General features: G+C 70.7%; 14 protein-coding genes. 5 read left to right on the forward strand and 9 right to left on the reverse strand.

Translation table 11 applies throughout. From position 1 onward, the window contains the following. The first annotated feature begins 205 nt into the window (after positions 1-205). Entirely contained in the window at positions 206-853 is a 648-nt protein-coding gene (locus WMF42_RS37435) for a hypothetical protein (protein ID WP_437687940.1), read from the forward strand. Positions 854-1,015: 162 nt separating this feature from the next. On the opposite strand, the gene WMF42_RS37440 is transcribed toward WMF42_RS37435, so the two are convergent. The 4 genes from WMF42_RS37440 to ppdK form a co-directional block, all read right to left on the reverse strand. Continuing rightward, positions 1,016-1,723 (reverse strand): hypothetical protein, encoded by a 708-nt coding sequence (locus tag WMF42_RS37440; protein WP_437687942.1) that lies wholly within the window; start codon positions 1,721-1,723, stop codon positions 1,016-1,018. 335 nt (positions 1,724-2,058) lie between these two features. Continuing rightward, positions 2,059-2,790 (reverse strand): PspA/IM30 family protein, encoded by a 732-nt coding sequence (locus WMF42_RS37445; protein WP_061607933.1) that lies wholly within the window; start codon positions 2,788-2,790, stop codon positions 2,059-2,061. Positions 2,791-2,983: 193 nt separating this feature from the next. Beyond that, a complete protein-coding gene (locus WMF42_RS37450) occupies positions 2,984-4,513 on the reverse strand; it encodes a hypothetical protein (RefSeq protein ID WP_437687944.1) in 1,530 nt (509 codons plus the stop codon). A gap of 197 nt (positions 4,514-4,710) precedes the next feature. After that, a complete protein-coding gene (ppdK, locus tag WMF42_RS37455; RefSeq protein ID WP_061607934.1) occupies positions 4,711-7,470 on the reverse strand; it encodes a pyruvate, phosphate dikinase in 2,760 nt (919 codons plus the stop codon). Positions 7,471-7,636: 166 nt separating this feature from the next. Here ppdK and WMF42_RS37460 point away from each other — a divergent pair, with 166 nt between their 5' ends. From WMF42_RS37460 to WMF42_RS37470, 3 genes are all read left to right on the forward strand, one after another. Then, on the forward strand, positions 7,637-8,560 hold the full coding sequence (locus tag WMF42_RS37460) for an FKBP-type peptidyl-prolyl cis-trans isomerase (protein WP_437687946.1): 924 nt from the start codon (positions 7,637-7,639) through the stop codon (positions 8,558-8,560). 66 nt (positions 8,561-8,626) lie between these two features. After that, entirely contained in the window at positions 8,627-9,856 is a 1,230-nt protein-coding gene (locus WMF42_RS37465) for an AAA family ATPase (protein WP_061607585.1), read from the forward strand. Between the two features lie 830 nt (positions 9,857-10,686). After that, on the forward strand, positions 10,687-11,322 hold the full coding sequence (locus tag WMF42_RS37470) for a hypothetical protein (RefSeq protein WP_437687949.1): 636 nt from the start codon (positions 10,687-10,689) through the stop codon (positions 11,320-11,322). Positions 11,323-11,887: 565 nt separating this feature from the next. Here the strand turns inward: WMF42_RS37470 and WMF42_RS37475 are convergent. Continuing rightward, positions 11,888-12,178 carry a hypothetical protein gene (locus WMF42_RS37475; RefSeq protein ID WP_061607582.1) on the reverse strand — a complete coding sequence of 97 codons (291 nt, stop codon included), beginning with the start codon at positions 12,176-12,178 and terminating at the stop codon, positions 11,888-11,890. On the opposite strand from WMF42_RS37475, the gene WMF42_RS37480 reads away from it, so the two are divergent. Beyond that, complete coding sequence (locus WMF42_RS37480; RefSeq protein ID WP_437694397.1) at positions 12,078-13,088, forward strand: cellulose binding domain-containing protein; 1,011 nt, start codon at positions 12,078-12,080, stop codon at positions 13,086-13,088. The two genes, WMF42_RS37475 and WMF42_RS37480, sit on opposite strands and share 101 nt — an antisense overlap. 12 nt (positions 13,089-13,100) lie before the next feature. Here WMF42_RS37480 and WMF42_RS37485 read toward each other — a convergent pair whose 3' ends face one another. The 4 genes from WMF42_RS37485 to WMF42_RS37500 form a co-directional block, all read right to left on the reverse strand. Then, on the reverse strand, positions 13,101-13,748 hold the full coding sequence (locus WMF42_RS37485) for a hypothetical protein (RefSeq protein ID WP_061607580.1): 648 nt from the start codon (positions 13,746-13,748) through the stop codon (positions 13,101-13,103). A 143-nt stretch (positions 13,749-13,891) separates the two neighbouring features. Continuing rightward, on the reverse strand, positions 13,892-15,622 hold the full coding sequence (locus WMF42_RS37490) for an ABC transporter substrate-binding protein (RefSeq protein ID WP_199693619.1): 1,731 nt from the start codon (positions 15,620-15,622) through the stop codon (positions 13,892-13,894). Positions 15,623-15,896: 274 nt separating this feature from the next. Further along, positions 15,897-17,702 carry an acyl-CoA mutase large subunit family protein gene (locus WMF42_RS37495; protein WP_061607578.1) on the reverse strand — a complete coding sequence of 602 codons (1,806 nt, stop codon included), beginning with the start codon at positions 17,700-17,702 and terminating at the stop codon, positions 15,897-15,899. 97 nt (positions 17,703-17,799) lie between these two features. After that, positions 17,800-18,294, reverse strand: a complete 495-nt coding sequence (locus WMF42_RS37500) for a hypothetical protein (protein ID WP_437687952.1) — start codon at positions 18,292-18,294, stop codon at positions 17,800-17,802. Between the last annotated feature and the right edge of the window lie 84 nt (positions 18,295-18,378).

Genomic DNA, 18,378 nt, shown 5'->3' on the forward strand with positions numbered 1-18,378 from the left:
ACCTCGCCGCGCGGGCTCCTTCTCTTCGAATCCTTCGCGCCGACTCGCTGGCACATCGGTTGCTCTATCGGTTGGCGTCCGGCGCGCAAACGACGCCGCCGGACGAAAAAGCAACGCATTCGCGGCGCGCGGCGAGCGCGGCACGGTCCGAGCCCCTTCGGTCCGGCCGGCCCGCTGCGCCCAGCGGCAGGAGTCAGGGATCATCATGAACACGCTTCGCATCGTCAACGGGCTCGGTTTCGTTTGCTTCAGCGTGGTTGCCTTCGCCCTCGCGGGCTGCGCGGTCGACGCCGCCGGAGACGACTCGCTCGTCGATGACATGGTGGAAGCGGACGTGGAAGAGGCCGAGCAGGCCATGGGCGTCGAGTGCGCCAATGCCGCCGCCACCGCCACGTTCGTCGGCGGCATCGACTACAGCTCGCCGCAGACCTACAACACGACGAGCTGCTACAAGGGCGTGGTCCTCGACGTCAGCAAGTACTCCTCGCTCTACACGCAGAACCCGAGCGGCTCCGTCTTCCCGGGCCGCACCACCGTCGCGTGGGCCGACGGCCTCCCCGCCCTCTCGGATGTCGACCGGGTCGCGAAGTGCAATAGCACCTACGTCGCCGCGGATCTCTTCGAGAAGGTCGGCTCGAGCTGGGTCTACAAGACCACCAAGGAGTCGCTCGGCGCCTGGACTCCCTTCTTCGACGGCGGCTTCTGCGCTGGCCCGGCCGTCTCCTTCTCTTCCGAGATGCAGGCTGGCAAGACCTACCGCATCTCCGCCACCGCCCGCAGCTACAAGGGCAGCTCCGCCCCCACCCGCAAGCTCCACGTCGATTCCCTCGAGCCCGTCGAGGCACCTCGCTGAAGCGCTCGGCGCGGACATCGAGCTCCCGGTGCGCCCACAGGAGCAGCCGGCGAGCGCGCTGACGGGGTGAGGTGACGAAGAGACGTTGCACGGGCGCGAGGCGCGCAAGGAGCAGAGAAGAAGTCAGCGGCTCGCCCTTGCGCCCTTGCGTTCCTCCTCCCCCTACTCGATCGACAGGGTGACGCTATCGTCCGTGAGCGACGTCACGAGGATGGTGCCGGAGAAGATCTCCTCGAACGCCGTATCGAGGAGGACGAACGACGAGCTCGCCTTCTCGATCCGCGCATCGGCGGCGAGGATGTTGTAGTTCAGATCGTAGACATCGATTTCACCCCCGAAATCGCGCGACGTGATCCAGTAGGCGTCCCCGTCGACCCACACGGGCACCAGGGCGCACTCCAGGTTTGTCGCCTCGCCTTCGAAGAACGCTGTTTCATCGACGCCCCAGACCCCGTTCACGAACGTCGCGCACCCCGAGGTGGCGTCGTCGTCGGTGCCTATCGCGAGCTCCACCGGATCGAGGCCGCCCGCGCCCGTGGGCCCTCCGCCCTCGCCCGCGGGCCCGCCGCCCTCCGCATTGCCGCCCTCGCCCGCGGGCCCGCCGCCCTCCGCATTGCCGCCTTCGCCCGCGGGCCCGCCGCCCTCCGCATTGCCGCCTTCGCCCGCGGGCCCGCCGCCCTCCGCATTGCCGCCTTCGCCCGCGGGCCCGCCGCCCTCCGCATTGCCGCCTTCGCCCGCGGGCCCGCCGCCCTCCGCATTGCCGCCCTCGCCCGCGGGCCCGCCGCCCTCCGCATGGGTACCCCCGCCGCCGTCGGCATGGCCGCCCGCGCCGCCGGCCCCGGCACTGGGGTCATCGTCCCCGCAGGCCACCAGCAAGCATCCAAGAAAGGCTATCGAACTCCATTTCATGTGCACCTCGGCTGTCTGTCACGCATGAAAATTACGCATGACAGCATAACATGCGCGACATGCACGCCAAAGTAATCGACTCGGCCGCTCCGGCGCCCGCGGTCGCTCACAGCGGCGTGAGCTCGTGACCCGCGCCGGTCCGTGACGCTGCCTGATCGGCCTTCTCTGTCTGCTGGATCTGGATCTTCGAGCGATCGAAGCCGCGGCGCCCGGTGAGCGCCGGTGATGGCGACGGCGGCGAGATCAGCCGGCGACAGCGGGCGCAGCCCGCGCCCCTGCCGCCCGCCGCGCCGCCTTCAGGACCCGATCCGGATCTTCTTCTTCAGCGCGGCGAGCTCATCGTCGACCGCCGACCCGCCGGGCCTGTCCGCGCCGGCGCTGCCCGCGCTGCCTCGGCCGTGCTCGAGATGGGCGAACTTCGCCTCCAGCTCGGCCGCCGACAGCCCGCCGCCGGAGATCGCCTCCTCCACCTCGCGCGACGCCGCGACCTGCGCGACCTGCCCCTCGACCTGCTCCTCCATGCGCCGGAACTCCGAGAAGGCGCTCTGGCCGCCCCGCGCCCCGAGCCCCTCGGCCCCGCCGCCGGCGCGGCTCTGCTGGATCTGCGCCGCGAGCGTGCCCTTGCGCGCCTGGAACTCCTCCTGCTTGGCCTCCATGCGCTCGAGCTCGGCCTTCATCGAGAGGACCGCCGAGCGCTGCTCCGCGCGCATCGCCTCGGCGCGGTCGCGCTCGCCCACGACCCGCTTCTTCTGGACGAGCGCCTCGCGCGCGAGCTTCTCGTCGTTCGCCTTCAGCGCGAGCTCGGCGCGCTTCTCCCACTTCTCCGCCTCGGCGTCGAGCTCGTCGACCTTCTTGCGCAGCACCTTCTCGGCCGCCACAGCGTCGACCATCTCCTTCCGCGCCGCGCGGACCTGGTCCTTCATCTCCTCGACGATGAGATCCAGCGACTTTTTCGGATCTTCCGCCTTGTCGAGGAGCGCGTTGACGTTGCTCGAGATGACCTTTCCCATGCGGTCGAAGATGCCCATGCCGGTAGCGTGCACCGCCCCGCCGCCCCTGTAAAGCGCCGGCGCGCCCGCCCGCCGGCGCCCCCGAGAGCGCCCCGCGGCGCCCTGGAAGCGCCCCTGCGGCCTCCTGGAAGCCCGCGCGCCCCGGAGGCCCCCGGGGCGCGCCCCGCGGCCCGCCGTGGGCGCCCGCGGGTCCACCGCGAACGACCGCCGGTCAGGGCGGCGGCGGGTACGCGGGGCCGAAGCTCGACTCCACGGACGAACGGGTCGTCAGCAGCGGGGTCTTCATCGCCTCGTCCTGGTAGAGCGGCCTCACCACGCAGGTGTCCTCGCCGCACTCGCCCCCGTCGACGAACGCCACGTCGGCGACCAGCCAGTACCGGACGCTCCCGTCGCTCGCGTCGAACGTGACGGGCACCTCCGGGTCGTGGAACCCCGTCGGGCCGAGATCCGCCCCGAGGGCGCCGTTGCAGAAGATCTTGATCCGCGGGTGCACCGCGTAGCTCTGCCCATGATTCGAGTAGTAGTGGACGCCGATCCTCGTCCACTGCCCGAGCGGCGGGAAATCGACGTTGATGTTCTCGGGCGCGCAGAAATCTTCGCTGTTCGGGTCCGTGACGGCGGGGTCGCAGGTGATGTTATCGATGTCGAGCCGCGGGTTGTGGCACCCCCGGCCGACGTCGCGCCACGCTTGCCCGGCGCCGCGAGGGGCATGATAGCAGGTGTTCCTGGCCTCCATCGGGTCCGCGTACCAGCTCACCGGCTCCGGCGGCGTCGCGTTGTCGCTGAACCAGCGGATCTCCGGATCCGGCTCCAGCGTCTCGATGGTGCAGTTGTTGTATCCGCAGTCGCTCGGCGAGCCGCCGATCCGCCACGGCTCCACGTCGTTCGGGCGGTGCAGGTGCAGATCGAGATCCACCCCGCCGCCCCCGAGGTCGTGCTCCCACTCGAGCTCGACCCGCAGGCCGGGCGCGCCGACGTAGAGGGCATACTCGCACGAGTCGGTCGTGCCGTCCGCGAGGCGCTTCGTGTAGACGACCTTGTACTCCCCCGACTGGAGCGGCTTGTAGTCATCCGCCGGGCTCGCTCCGGACACCCCGGGGCACGGATCGATGCCTGTCGGGCAAACGACCGTCCAGGTCTCGGAGCCGGGCTCCGCGTCCGCGCTGAACGTGCCTGTCCCGTCCTTCAGGTTCACGTCGGCGAACGGGGGCACCTGCAGCGGGTGACAGCCCGCGGGGTTCTCGCTGAAGCATTGCTCCGTCGCGTGCCGGCCGCCGAGGCACGGCCCCCACACGCCGATCTCGTTGCACAGCTCGGTGCCCGGAAAGCACCCCTCCGCCGCGCGGTACGACGGGTCGCCCATGAAGCACGCGCGCGCCTGCCCCGCGATGCAGGAGCACGTCTCGTCGACCTGACCGTCGCAGTCGTCATCGAGCCCGAGGTGGTTGAGATCGCAGAGCTCCTCCGGGCCGCACTCGGTGCCGCACGGGTTCACCGCCGCGTCGATGACCCCGGCGTCCTCGCCGGGCGGCATGACCCCGCCCGGAGCGTCCTCGGGATCGATGCCCCCGTTACCTCCCGCGCCGCCGCCCCCGCCGGAGCCGCCGGGCGGCGCGCCGCCGCCGCCCCCGCCGGGATCGTGGCCCGGCCCCGAGGCATTGCAGCCGACCGCGACGAACGCACCCGAGACCGCGGCCCCCAGAACAGCGAGGAGCGCAGAGGAGACGCCGAGATGACGCATGAAACCTCCAGTCGCCTGCGCGCGGTGAGGCGGCCTGGGGCAACACGAGCGTCCAGCCAGACACCGGCGGTGAACAGCGAGGTTCCTGGTTTAGCAGACCTGGCGAAACTCCAAAGCACGCTCGTGAGCGCGCCAAAGCACGCTCGTGAGAACGGATGTCGCGCTGTCCTCTGGAGACGTCCCGGAGGCGGGGAGACTCAGTCCGTCGCGCGCGGACCGCTCGAGGACCCAGCCGCGAGCGCCGCCTGGGCCGCGGCCATGCGGGCGACGGGGACGCGGAACGGCGAGCACGAGACGTAATCGAGCCCGACCTGCTCGAAGAACGCGATCGAGCTCGGGTCGCCGCCGTGCTCGCCGCAGACACCGAGCTTCAGCCCGGGCCGCGCCGCGCGCCCCCGATCCCGCCCGATCTCGATGAGCGCGCCGACGCCGGGCACGTCCAGCGACTGGAACGGATCCTTGGCGAAGATGCCGGCCTCGACGTACGCGCCGAGGAAGCGGCCCGCGTCGTCGCGCGAGATGCCCAGCGTCGTCTGCGTGAGATCGTTCGTGCCGAAGCTGAAGAACTCCGCCTCCTCGGCCAGCTCGCCGGCCATGATCACGGCGCGCGGGAGCTCGATCATCGTCCCGACCCGGACATCGACCCTGCGCCCCTTCTCGGCGAAGACCTCCTCCGCCACGCCCTCGACCAGCCCGCGCACGATGGCGAGCTCGCGCCGGGTCATGCTGAGCGGGATCATGATCTCGGGCTTCACCTCGATGCCCGCCGCCGCGACCTCGCACGCCGCCTCGAGGATGGCGCGCGCCTGCATCTCGTAGATCTCCGGCGACGTGATCGCGAGCCGGCAGCCGCGGTGGCCGAGCATCGGGTTGTACTCGGCGAGCTCCTCGCCCTTGCGCCGCAGCGCCTCCGCGCTGACCCCCATCGCCCTCGAGAGCTGCCGGAGCAGCGCGTCGTCCTGCGGCAAGAACTCGTGCAGCGGCGGATCGAGCAGCCGAATCGTGACCGGCAGCCCGGCCATCTCGCGGAAAACACCCACGAAATCGCCGCGCTGGAACGGGAGCAGCTTCGCGAGCGCGCGCCGCCGCCCCGCCTCGTCCTCGGCGAGGATCATCTCGCGCATCGCCTGGATGCGCTCCTCGTCGAAGAACATGTGCTCGGTGCGGCAGAGCCCGATGCCCTCCGCGCCGAAGTTGCGCGCCGTCCTCGCGTCGTGCGGCGTGTCGGCGTTCGCCCGCACGCGCAGGCGCCGGACCGCGTCGGCCCAGCCCATGAGCTCCTCGAGCTCGCCGCTCAGCGCCGCCGGCACGGTCGGCACAGCGCCGAGGTAGACCCTGCCCGTGCCGCCGTCGAGCGTGATCAGGTCGCCGGCCTTCACCGTGATCGCGCCGGTCGCGTGCCCGTTGTCGTCGTAGACCGTCACCGCCATCTGGCCCTGGCTCACGCTGATGGCCGAGCAGCCGGCCACGCAGCTCTTGCCCATCCCGCGGGCCACCACGGCCGCGTGGCTCGTCATGCCGCCGCGGGCCGTGAGCACGCCGCGCGCCGCCTTCATGCCGTGGATGTCCTCGGGCGACGTCTCGGAGCGCACGAGGATCACCGCCTTGCCCTGGCCCGCGCGCCGCTCCGCCTCGTCGGCGCTGAACACCACCTGCCCCGTCACCGCCCCGGGGCTCGCCGGCAGCCCCCGCGCGAGCAGCTTCTTCGGCGCGGCCTCGTCGATGCTCGGGTGGAGCACCTGGTCGATCGAGCCCGGGTCCACGCGCAAGATCGCCTCTCGCTGGCTGATCAGCCCCTCCCGGGCCATCTCGACAGCGATGCGCACGGCCGCCCGGCCGGTGCGCTTGCCGGTGCGGCACTGGAGCAGGAAGAGCTCGCCCCGCTGGATCGTGAACTCCAGATCCTGCATGTCGCGGAAGTGCTGCTCGAGCCTGCCCTGCACCGCGACGAGCTTCGCGTACACCTCCGGCATCCGCGCCTCGAGCGAGCGCTCGTCGTCGTCGCCGCCCGCCCCGGACCTCGACAGCGGGTGCGGCGTGCGCACCCCCGCCACCACGTCCTCGCCCTGCGCGTTGGGGAGCCACTCGCCGAAGAAGCGCCGCTCTCCCGTCGACGGGTCGCGCGTGAACGCGACGCCGGTGCCGGAGTCGTCACCCAGGTTGCCGAACACCATCGCCTGGACGTTGCAGGCCGTCCCCCAGGCCTCCGGGATATCGTGCATCTTCCGGTACACCTGGGCCCGGTGGTTGTTCCAGCTATCGAATACGGCGCGGATCGCGCCCTGGAGCTGCTCGAACGGGTCGTCGGGGAACGGCCGCCCCGCCGCCTCGCGCACGATGTCCTTCTGCTGCTGGATCAGGGACGCGAGCGACGCTGCGTCGAGCAGCGAGTCGGGCACCTCGCGCTCGAGCTCTGCGGCGTTCAGGCGCGTCGCGTCGACGCCGAGCCGCGCCGCGGCCTGCCGGCGCGCGCGGCCGAGCGCCTCGTCGAAGCGGTCGCGGGGCACCCTGAGCACGACATCGGCATAGGTCAGGATGAAGCGCCGATACGCGTCCAGCGCGAATCGCTCGCTGCCCGTGCGCCGCGCCAGGCCCCTCGCGATCTCGTCGTTGATGCCGAGGTTCAGGATTGTATCCATCATTCCTGGCATCGACGCGCGCGCGCCCGAGCGGACCGACACGAGCAGCGGCGCCTCGGGGCTCCCGAACCGCGCGTCGAGCAGCGACTCCAGCCGGCCGATCGCCGCCTTGATCTCGTCTTCGACGCCGGCGGGGAGCGCCTTGCCGGCGGCGACATAGGCGTTGCAGACCTCGGTCGTGACCGTGAAGCCCGGCGGCACCGGGATGCCGAGGCGCGCCATCTCGGCGAGCCCTGCTCCTTTTCCGCCGAGCAGGTCCTTCTGTCGTGCGTCCCCGTCCGCCTCCCCCGCACCGAAGAAATAGAGTGATCTCGCCATGGCGGGGCGCACGCTAGACCGTCCGCGCAGGCTGGTCGAGCTCCTCGAACGCCGGCGAGGGCGGCCGTCCGCCGCGCCGATCCGCGACCGACGGACGGCGCGTGATGTGGCGCGCACCTCGCCAAAAATACCGGCCCTCGACGGCAGACGAGCTATGAAGCCGCCCATGAAGCGCTGCGCTCTCCTCCTTGCGATGCTCACCCTCCCTCTCGCGGCCTGCGACCAGAAGCCCAGCTCGCAGCCGACCGCCGAGCCCCCGCCGCCCGCCTCGGCCCAGCCGGCGGCGCCGACCGCCGAGCCGACGGCGCAACAGGCGCCTGCAGAGCCCGCCGGCTTGGCTGCGCCGCCGGACGTCGCCGCGCCGCCCGCCGACGCGCAGAAGACGGCGTCGGGCCTCGCGTTCAAGGTGCTGACGCCGGGCAAGGACCAGGCGCACCCCGGCCCGGACGACAAGGTGACGGTGCACTACACGGGGTGGACGACGGACGGGAAGATGTTCGACAGCTCCGTCCTCCGCGGCGAGCCGGCGAGCTTCGGCGTGGGCGGCGTGATCAAGGGCTGGACGGAGGCGCTCCAGCTCATGAGCAAGGGTGAGAAGCGCCGTCTCTGGATCCCCGGGAGCCTCGCCTACGGCGACCGGCCCACGCGCCCGGGCGCCCCGGCCGGCATGCTGGTGTTCGACGTCGAGCTGCTCGATTTCGCGCCCGCGCCGAAGCCCCCGCCGGCCCCGGCGGACGTGAAGGCGCCGCCGAAGGGCGCGAAGAAGACGGCCTCGGGGCTCGCCTACCAGGTGCTCCAGAAGGGCACAGGCACGGAGCACCCCAAGCCGACGAGCCGCGTCACGGTGCACTACACGGGGTGGACGACGGACGGGAAGATGTTCGACAGCTCCATCGTGCGCGACGAGCCGGCCACCTTCCCGGTGGGCGGCGTGATCAAGGGGTGGACGGAGGGCGTACAGCTCATGGTGAAAGGCGAGAAGGCGCGCTTCTGGATCCCCGCCGACCTCGCATACGGCGAGAAGCCGGCGCGCCCCGGCGCCCCGGCCGGCATGCTGGTGTTCGACATCGAGCTCCTGGACTTTCGCTGATCCGTCGGCCGGCGCTTTACATCCGGCCAACCGCCTGGCTACATGGACGGCGGCGGGCGGCCAGGCATGCTGACATCCATTCGACTCAAGAACTTCAAGAGCTTCGCCGATCAAACGGTGGAGCTCTCCCCCTTCACGCTGCTGCTCGGGGCGAACGGCTCCGGCAAGAGCAATTTCCTCGACGCCCTGCGCTTCTTGCAGGGTGTGGGGCTCGATCTCCCCTTGTGCGACATCTTCCGCGGCCGCGTCGACGGCAGGCGCGAGATCTGGCCGGGCCTGCGCGGCGGCACGCAGGGGGCCACGTACAGGGGCGCCAAATCGTTCACCATCGAGAGCCGATGGGCGATCGGGAAGGAGGAGCTCACACACAAGATCACGTGTCAGGTCGAGCCTGACGTGATGGTGGAGCACGAGTCGCTGGAGGCGAGGTCGGCCGGGGGGCTGCTCTTCGACACGACGGCATCGGCGCTGCGGGGGCTGGAGGGGTTCGCCGCGGGCGGCGCGCTGAAGGCGGCGTCGAAGAAGGGCCGCTCGATGCGGATCGCCTCGATGGACCGCAACCCCGCGCGGCGCAGCCTGCTCGGTCAGATCGAGCACCACCGCGGGCGCGCCGACGACGTGAGCCTGGCGGACGTCATCGCGCTCTGCAACGCGCTCCAGGTCGCGATGCGGAGCACGCTGTCCGTCGACATCGATCCTTCGCGCATGAGGGGCTATGTTCCGCACGAGATCGAGAACCTCGGCGCCGGCGGGCAGAACCTCTCCGCTGTGCTCCGGTGGCTCTGCCAGGAGGCCGATCACAAGGCCGACGTGCTCGGCTGGGTGCGATCGATCCTCGCGCCGGAGATCAGCGACATCGAGTTCGCGGAGACGGGCCTCGGCGACGTCATGATGGTGCTCGTCGAGCAGGGGGGCGCGCGCATCCCGGCGCCGAGCCTGCCGGACGGCGCGCTGCGGGTGCTCGGCAAGATCGCCGGCGTGCTCACGGCGCCCGAGGGCTCGCTGCTCCTCGTGGAGGACCCCGACGCCGGCCTGCACCCCGAGCGCGCCGGCGTGCTGGCGCAGCTCCTGGAGGGGGCGGCGCGGCCGTCGGTCTGCCAGATCGTGGCGACGACGCACTCGCCAGCGCTGCTTAGGGGGGTGTCCAAGCAGGGGCTGAGCCGCGCGATCGCGTTCGAGCGCGACGCCGAGATCTCCGCCACCACGGCGCGGCGGCTCGGCGAGCTGCCGCGCTTCGCGGAGATGGCAGAGCGGGATCCGGGAGAGCTGCTCTCGTCGAAGGCGCTCGCGGGATAGCTCGCGGGCAGCGCTGCGTTCCGGAGCCACACGCCTCCAGCAGAGCGGGGGGTTCCGGGACGCCCGGCCCGCGGAGAGGGTGTTCGCCGCGCGGGGTGGGGGCCCCGCCGAACTCGGCTGAGACAATGAGCCTCCGGCTGCGCCGGAGGCTCATTGTCTCAGCCTCAGACATCGGCCCATCCCCCACCCCGCGCGGCGAACACCCTCTCCGCGGGCCTACCGTGGACGCGGCATCGGGCGCGATCACGCGACGGCGACGAGCTGCTGCGCGAGCGGTCGAGTCTACCCGGAAGTTTGCAGTGGTCTATCGCCCCGCGAGACTCGAACGGATCGCGACGCATGTCAACGACATACGGCATGCAGAACGTGGCACGGACCGCGTATGGGACGGCAATGCCGGAAAAATCATGTCAGGACATCATGAGTGTTCGGAGCGAGGAAGAAAAATCCTGAGCTCCTTGCTGCATAGCCCATTCCTGCGTGCGTGAGATGATGTCACTCGGGCACGATCTCGAGGAGTCGGAGATCAGATCAGACTGGCATTTTATCCATTCCACCATGACGTGGGGCATCTCTGAGCATCCGACAGCAACCCCCACCTGCGCACCGAGACTGGGCGCCATACAGCACACCATATTCCAACGCCGACAGTGCATTGCAGTGATGTCATGCATAAAGTGACCAGCTCACCTGCCATCACGCGTTGCATCGTGTGCGCGGTCATGCTTTCTATCTCTCCGTGAACCGCCTGCGCGGCGTACGTCGCGCGGCCAACACCTTGAAGAGGTACCTTGCTTTACTACAACACTTCGCTTCGACTGGTCTTTTGCATGTCCATCGGCCTATCGGCGGCGGCTTGCAACGTTGACGCCATCGAGGACTACGTCAACGACAACTTCGGCACCGGCGGCGGCGACGCCGCCAGCACGACCGGCAGCGACAGCAGCTCCAGCCAGAGCAGCAGCGCCGGCACCAGCGGCAGCACCACCGCCGGCACCGGCGGCGCGGACGCGAGCAGCGGCGTGGGCGGCGGCGACGCGGGCGGCGATGCAGGCACCGGCGGCGGCACCACCACCGGTGGCGCCGGGGGCACAGGCGGCGGCGGCGCGCCTCCGGCCGATCCGGCCTGCGGACCGGACACGGCGACCTACGCCCAGGTACGGCCGATCCTGGACAGCTGCGCGAACCAGTACTGCCACGGGAGCCCCACCGCACCGTCCGGCGGGCTCGACCTCCGCCTCGACACGGCGGTCGGCTCGCTCGTCAATCAGAGCGCCAGCTCCTGCTCCACCGAGCACGCGCTCGTCGTGCCGTTCATGCCGAGCAGCAGCTACCTCCTGAACAAGCTGAACGACGTCGACCTCTGCGACCCCGACGAGAGCAAGATGCCCCCGGGCGGGTCGCTGTCGGACGCCGAGCTGAAGACGATCACCGACTGGATCTGCGCGGGCGCTCCCGCCGATTGAGCTCGAATCGACTCGACATCAGCAGCGACGCGACCGTCCGGCGCGTCGAAGGATGGCTATCGCCGCGTCGCCCAGGCTCGTCCCTGGTTCATGGGAGAAGAAACGACCGAGGCACAGAGGAAACAGCCGGGCTCAGCAACAAAATCCTGTGACCTCTGTTGCTCGATGGTCCATCGTCTTGCCCATCACGGGATCACCACGGAACCAGAGGCGAGCCCCTGGGACGCGTCACAAGGGAGCTCCCGTGGGATCCGAGCGACGCGCCCGAGCCGCTCCAGCGTGATTTCATGATCGGTGCCATCGCGCGCACAGGCGCCTGTACGCGCGATGGCACTGATAACGACATCATCGCCAGGGTCGCGGCCGGCACAGGATGTGCGGAGCACCCATCACGCCAGCATGGATTGGCGGACACGGCCGCGTTCAACGCGGCCGACACAGGTTGGCGGACACGATCATCGACGCAGCCAGCGCGAATTGGCGGGCACAGCCGTGATCAATCGAATGCTGGCCGGGAATGACGAACACGAACCAATGAAGCGGCAAAGATCGCAGGCGAGCTGATTCACTTATCCATCTTGAGCAAAACCTGCGATTCCGCCGAATCGACCTGGAGAACCTTGATGCGCACCACTCGCTTACTTGGCACCCTCTCTGCTTCGTTCGCATGCTTCCTGCTCGCGTGCAGCCCTGGAGGCCCCGGCGACGAGCACAGCGACTCCTTGCGCTCCGGATTGCTCAGCGCGGACGGCACGATGGAGGCCTTGCTCACGCTCCCGTCGGACTGGGGAAGCGGATACTGCGCGAGCGTGACGATCACGAACAGGAGCTCCACCGTGACCACCGGCTGGAGCATGGTCGTCGGGCTCAACGGATCGACGCTGGACCACGCGTGGGTCGCGAACCTCACCCGATCGGACGGGCAGCTCACCGCCGCCAACATGGACTGGAACGCCAGGCTGGACCCGGGCCGCTCCACGACGTGGGGATTCTGCGGGAGCGGCAGCGGAAGGCCTTCGATCGTGTCGGTCGAGGGCAGCGGGGGCCCGATCATCACCAGCTCGAGCACGTCCACGAGCAGCAGCGCGGGCTCAGGCGGCGCTGGCGGCGGTGGCGGTGATGCCACGACGGTCGGCACGGGCGGCGAGGGCGGCGGCTCCACCTCCACCACCACCTCCGCCGGCACGGGCGGCGAGGGCGGCGGCTCCACCTCCGCCACCACCTCCGCCGGCGCGGGCGGCGACGGCGGCGGCTCCACCTCCGCCACCACCACCTCCGCCGGCACGGGCGGCGAGGGCGGCGGCTCCACCTCCGCCACCACAACCTCCGCCGGCACGGGCGGCGACGGCGGCGGCTCCACCTCCGCCACCACAACCTCCGCCGGCGCGGGCGGCGAGGGCGGCGCGCCTCCGGGCGATCCCGCCTGCGGCCCGGACACCGCGACCTTCGCCGACGTCCGGCCGATCCTCGAGCGGAGCTGCGCGAACCAGTTCTGCCACGGCAACCCCACCACACCGGCCGGCGGGCTCGACCTCCGCCTCGACACGGCGGTCGGCTCGCTCGTCAATCAGAGCGCCAACTCCTGCTCCACCGAGCACGCGCTCGTCGTGCCGTTCATGCCGAGCAGCAGCTACCTCCTGAACAAGCTGAACGACGTCGACCTCTGCGACCCCGACGAGCTCGCCATGCCCCCGGGCTCGCCGCTGCCGGCGGCCGAGCTGAAGACGATCACCGACTGGATCTGCGCGGGCGCTCCCGCCCTCTGAGCCCCGACCGGCTCAGTAGACCTTGCAGCGCGCGCCCCCGGCGGCGCGCGCGTAAGGCACCGCCGCGCTCCGCGCCTTCACGTAGATCGCCCCGCCCGCGGCCGGCCTCGGGATCACGGCGCCTGTCGCGATCGGCCGTCCAGGCGGCAGCTCCTCGACCTCGATGACGATGTCGTTCCCCTCCTGATCGACCGCCGAGATCGACGGCCGCCGGCGCTCCTCGTCGGCAGGGCCGCCCGGGCACGAGACGCCGCGCGCGCTCAGGGCGACGGCGAGCGTGTCGGCGCCGGTCTCCGGGGCGCCGGCCGCCCACTGGAACCTCGGATCGCCGGCCTCCGCCACCTCCACGGCCAGGCAGTTGCAGCGCTCCTTCCGCGACGCGGCGCTCGCGAGCGCGAGATCGTGCCGCACGCCGACCCACGACGCGGCCCCCCGCTCCTGCGGCGTCGTGGGGGCGCCGCCGTAGTCGTCGGGCGTGCCGAACGCCCGCCGCGGCGCCTTCTGCTTCGCGCCTTCCTGCTCCTTCGGCCTGGAAGGTTCGACGGTGTCGCCCTCCCAGAACGCGGTGGCGCCCGCGTGCTGGTTGCCGCCGCAGGCGGCGAGGACGACCCCGGAGAGGAGCGCAGCGAACCGTGCGATCTGGACACCCGAGCGGAGCATACGGCGCGATCTTCGCACCGGCGCCGCCAGCGGCCAAGGTTTGTGCTGAGAGGGGGAGGCGCGGGAGGCGCGGAGAGGCGAGAGAAGCGGCGGTGAGGCACGCGCGCCGCGCGCCGGCTACCCGGCGCGCAGCGCGGGGAGCGTCACTTCGGCTTGATCTCGGTCAGGACGAGGAGGTAGTCCGGCGAGTTGTTCGGCGACAGCTTGGCGTACGGGTTCTCCTTGCTGGGCCACCCGACGAAGCGCTTCGTGCTGTACTCGCCCCAGGACGGGTTCTTGAACAGCGGGATGACCGGCACCTGCTGCGCGTAGATCATCTGCAGCTCGTCGATGATGCGCTTCTGATCGGCCGGCTCCGTCGCGGCCTGGAACTGCTTGAACAGCGGCTCGGCCTCCTTGGCGGCGAAGCGGTGCCAGTTGCGGTTCGTGACCTCGCCGACGGGCTTCACGAACTCCGGGGCCATGAGATCGCGGTAGAAGTTGAACGGCGTGGGCTCGGTGTTGGTCCAGCCCATCGACATGTCGAACGTGCCCTTCTGGAGCGCCTCGAAGAACGCGCTGAAGTCGTACGTCTTGAGCGTGGCCTCGATGCCGACGGCCTTCAGGCTCTGCGCGGTGATCTGGACCGCGCGCACCCAGTCGGACCAGCCGGTCACGACGTTGATGTCGAACTTCAGCGGCTTGCCGTCCTTCGCGCGGATGCCGTCCGAGCCCTTGGCGTAACCGGCCTCGTCGAGGAGGGCGTTCGCCTTGGCCACGTCGTAGGTCGTCCAGTCGCCGGCCGCGACGGCCTTCTCGTTGCGCCAGCGCGCGTAGGCGTCGTCGAGCCCGGTCCCGTCCGCGCCCACCGTGTAGCCGTTGACCGCGATCTTCGCGATCTGGGCCCGGTCGATGGCCATGCTGATGGCCTTGCGCAGCTTGATGTCGTTGAACGGCTTCTTCGTGGCGTTCGGGTAGAGCGTCACGGTGCCGCCGACGAGCGGGAACCAGTAATGGTTGTTCTGCGGGTCCTTGGCGACGTAGGTCTTGTCGATATCGGGGACGAAGTTGCCGGCCCAGTCGACCTCGCCGTTGATGAGCGCCAGGTTCGCCTGGTCGTTGCCCGGGTACGCCGGGAAGCGCAGGCCCTCGACCGCCGGCTTGCCCTTCTGCCAGTAGTTCGGGTTCTTGCCGAGCTCGTAGATCTGGTTCTGGAACGTCTTCACCTCGGTGAAGGGGCCCGTCGCGACGGGGTTCTCGTTCGAGAACGTGACCGGGTCGGCGACGTCCTTCCACTTGTGCTCCGGCACGATCGGCTGGTGGCCGATGTAGCTGAGCCCGGGGACGAACGGCTCCTTGAAGAGGAACTCGACGGTGGTGTCGTTCTTGGCCTCCACCGAGTCGACGAACTTCCACACGCCCGTCTGATCGAGCGCCGGGAACTTCTTGAGGAGCCCGAACGTGAACGCGACGTCCTTCGCCGAGAAGGGCTGTCCGTCAGACCACTTGACCTCGGTGCGGGTCGTGAAGGTGAGCTTCTTGTTCGAGTCGCTCCACTCGTACTTCGTGGCGAGCCACGGCACGAACTCGCCCTTCATCGTGTTGTACACGATCATGGGCTCGTAGATGCCCGCCACGGTGGGGAAGCGCACGCTCCCCTCGCCGAGCAGGGGGTTGAAGTTGCGCACCCAGGAGGCCTGCTGCTCCCTGGAGATGGTGACGAACTTCGTGGCGCCCTTGGCCCCGCCCGCCTGCGCCGTCCCGGACCCGGCCGGCGTCGCGCCCGGCTCCTTGCCGGCGGTCCCTTCCTTGTTGTCACAGGCCGCCGTGGCGCCGACGGACAGAAGTAGCGCCGACAGGGCAAAATAGCGGCGCGACATGGATCGACTCTTCATAAGCTTGCTCCCTCGCGGCGACCTCGGTCGCCCGCGACGATCCTCTCACTCGACCGACAGCACGCAGCGCCGCAGCGCAGCGACAACAGCAGACCGTACGGCGGCGCCACGGATGAGCCGCGACTGCGGCAACCTGACGCCGGCGCACTCTACCGGCCGAGGTAGAGAAGTGTCAACCTGACGAATAGAGGGGGGTTCCTGGGCCCGCTGTGCGGCCCGTGACCTGATCGGACGCGCCAGCGGGCGCGGGCGTCCCGGCGGGCGGCGCGGGAGATCAGAATTCTGCCGGGTCGCTGTAAGTCCCCATGACGTCGCGCAGCACGTCACAGATCTCCTGCTCGGTCGCGTACACGCTGGCCGCCGCGATGATGGGGGGCATGAGGTTGTCGCGGCCGCGCGCGCAGCTTCGCACCTCGGCCAGCGCGCTCCGCACCCGGTCCTGGTCGCGCTGCGCCTTGACCCGGGCGAGGTTCTCGCATTGCACGCGCTGCACCTCCTCGTCGATGCGCAGGAGGGGGATCGTCTTCTCGCCCGCCGCGGCATAGCGGTTGACGCCCACCATGATCCGCTCGTTCGACTCCAGCTCTCGCTGGAACCGGTAGGCCGAGGCGGCGATCTCGCGCTGCGGATACCCCTTCTCGATGGCGGGCACCATCCCGCCCATCTCGTCGATCCGCTGGATGTACGCGAGCGCCTCCTGCTCCAGGCGGTCGGTCAACCACTCGACGTAGTAGCTCCCCCCGAGCGGATCGATCGTGTTCGCCACCCCGCTCTCGTGGGCGATGATCTGCTGCGTCCGGAGCGCGATGGTCACGCTCTCCTCGGTCGGGAGCGCGTAGGTCTCGTCGAGGGAGTTCGTGTGGAGCGACTGGGTGCCGCCGAGCACGCCGGCGAGCGCCTGGAGCGCGACGCGGACCACGTTGTTGTAGGGCTGCTGCGCCGTCAGCGAGACGCCGGCCGTCTGCGCGTGCGTCCGCAGCTTCATGCTCTCGGCCTTCTTCGCCCCGTAGCGCTCCTTGAGGAACCGCGCCCACATGCGGCGCGCGGCGCGGAGCTTCGCGATCTCCTCGAAGAAGTCGTTGTGGAGGTCGAAGAAGAACGAGAGGCGCGGCGCGAAGGAGTCGACGTCGAGGCCGCGCTCGACGCAGCTCTCGACGTAGGCGAGCCCGTCCGCCAGCGTGAACGCGAGCTCCTGCGCGGCGGTCGAGCCGGCCTCGCGGATGTGGTAGCCGCTGATCGACACCGAGTTCCACCGCGGCACCTCGCGCGCGCAGAACTCGATCATGTCCGTCACGACGCGCATCGCCGGGCGCGGCGGGACGAGCCAGGCGTGCTGGGCGATGAACTCCTTCAGGCAGTCGTTCTGCACGGTGCCGCCGATGCGCTTGCGCGGGATCCCGCGCTTGTCGGCGAGCGCGACGTAGAACGCGAGCAGCACGACGGCCGGGCCGTTGATGGTCATCGACGTCGTCACCTGGTCGAGCGGGATGCCGTCGAAGAGCACCTCCATGTCGCGGAGCGTGTCGACCGCGACACCGCACATCCCCACCTCGCCGAGCGACCGCGGAGAGTCGGAGTCGTACCCCATGAGGGTCGGGAAATCGAAGGCGGTGGACAGGCCTGTCTGCCCCTCGGCGAGCAGGTATTTGAACCGCGCGTTCGTCTGCTCCGGGGTGCCGAAGCCGGCGAACATCCGCATCGTCCACAGCTTGCCGCGGTACATCGTCGGCTGGACGCCGCGCGTGAACGGGTACTCCCCGGGCAGCCCGAGATCCGCCGCGTGGTCGGCCCGCGCGTCGGCGGGCGTCGCGAGGTCGGGCACCTCGACGCCGCTCCAGGTCGTGAAGCGCTCGCTGCGCGGCGGGAAGCGCGCCGACGCCTCGGCGACCGGGCCCTCGCGCCACGCGGCCACGGCGCGCCGGAGCGCGGCGAGCCCGCCCTCGTCGAGCCCGAGGCCCTCGCCGCCCCCGCCGTTCGTGTAACGGAGCGCGTCGGCGCGGCTCTCGTCGGCAGCAGCCGGGGACCGGAGCGCGCTGTCCGCTTCTGTCTCCTGAGGGAAGGTGCGCTCTTCGTACGCCATGGACTCTATTTAGCGCGGCGCGCGCGCGATGGCGCCGCTCATCGCCGCGGGCGCGGCCGCGGGCGCACGCGGGGCGGCGCCGGGCGCACGCGCCGCGTCACGGGCAGCGCGCGAGGAACACCTCGGAGACGACAGGCGTCGCCCCGTCTTCCAGCGAGTCCTCGATCGCGCCCGTGATCCGGATCCCCTCCGCGGCGCAGAGCGCCGCCGCGGCGTCGCCCGGGAGCGTCCCGCCCCCGGCGCTGGTGTCGACGGTGAACGCCACGGTCACGTCGCTGCCCGGGGCGACCTCGACCGGCAGCGACGTCGCTGTCTCGACGGGGAGCGGCGCGACGATCGAGGTCTTCTGATCGGCGCTCGCGATCTCGAAGGAGCGGACCGCGACGCGGCTGGGGCCGCTGGCCCGCGGGCCGAGGTGGAGCTCCAGCGTGAAGCGCGCCTCGAGGCTCGTCCCGAGCGCGCTCGCGGAGACGGTCGCCTCCGGCGCGGCGATGGCCGGCTCGACGAACACGGCGGCGTCGGTGTCGATGCAACCGCTCACCGCCGCGGCGAGCGTCGCTGCGGCGGCGGGGATCCAGGCGCGGGCCTTCATTGTGTCACTGTCTCCCGGGCCGGCCTGTCCTGTCCAGATCGGCGGGCGCGCGGCATGGCGACGCGGGCAGCCGCGCGCGGCCGG

Origin of the sequence: Sorangium sp. So ce176, from assembly GCF_051519835.1 — a bacterium.
GTDB lineage: Bacteria > Myxococcota_A > Polyangia > Polyangiales > Polyangiaceae > Sorangium > Sorangium cellulosum_G.

Bases quoted from the DNA above. Each gene is read 5' to 3' on its own strand.
- WMF42_RS37435 (WP_437687940.1), top strand. From the start codon at position 206: ATGAACACGCTTCGCATCGTCAACGGGCTCGGTTTCGTTTGCTTCAGC.
- WMF42_RS37445 (WP_061607933.1), bottom strand. From the start codon at position 2,790: ATGGGCATCTTCGACCGCATGGGAAAGGTCATCTCGAGCAACGTCAAC.
- WMF42_RS37450 (WP_437687944.1), bottom strand. From the start codon at position 4,513: ATGCGTCATCTCGGCGTCTCCTCTGCGCTCCTCGCTGTTCTGGGGGCC.
- ppdK (WP_061607934.1), bottom strand. From the start codon at position 7,470: ATGGCGAGATCACTCTATTTCTTCGGTGCGGGGGAGGCGGACGGGGAC.
- WMF42_RS37460 (WP_437687946.1), top strand. From the start codon at position 7,637: ATGAAGCGCTGCGCTCTCCTCCTTGCGATGCTCACCCTCCCTCTCGCG.
- WMF42_RS37465 (WP_061607585.1), top strand. From the start codon at position 8,627: ATGCTGACATCCATTCGACTCAAGAACTTCAAGAGCTTCGCCGATCAA.
- WMF42_RS37470 (WP_437687949.1), top strand. From the start codon at position 10,687: ATGTCCATCGGCCTATCGGCGGCGGCTTGCAACGTTGACGCCATCGAG.
- WMF42_RS37480 (WP_437694397.1), top strand. From the start codon at position 12,078: ATGGAGGCCTTGCTCACGCTCCCGTCGGACTGGGGAAGCGGATACTGC.
- WMF42_RS37475 (WP_061607582.1), bottom strand. From the start codon at position 12,178: ATGCTCCAGCCGGTGGTCACGGTGGAGCTCCTGTTCGTGATCGTCACG.
- WMF42_RS37485 (WP_061607580.1), bottom strand. From the start codon at position 13,748: ATGCTCCGCTCGGGTGTCCAGATCGCACGGTTCGCTGCGCTCCTCTCC.
- WMF42_RS37490 (WP_199693619.1), bottom strand. From the start codon at position 15,622: ATGAAGAGTCGATCCATGTCGCGCCGCTATTTTGCCCTGTCGGCGCTA.
- WMF42_RS37495 (WP_061607578.1), bottom strand. From the start codon at position 17,702: ATGGCGTACGAAGAGCGCACCTTCCCTCAGGAGACAGAAGCGGACAGC.
- WMF42_RS37500 (WP_437687952.1), bottom strand. From the start codon at position 18,294: ATGAAGGCCCGCGCCTGGATCCCCGCCGCCGCAGCGACGCTCGCCGCG.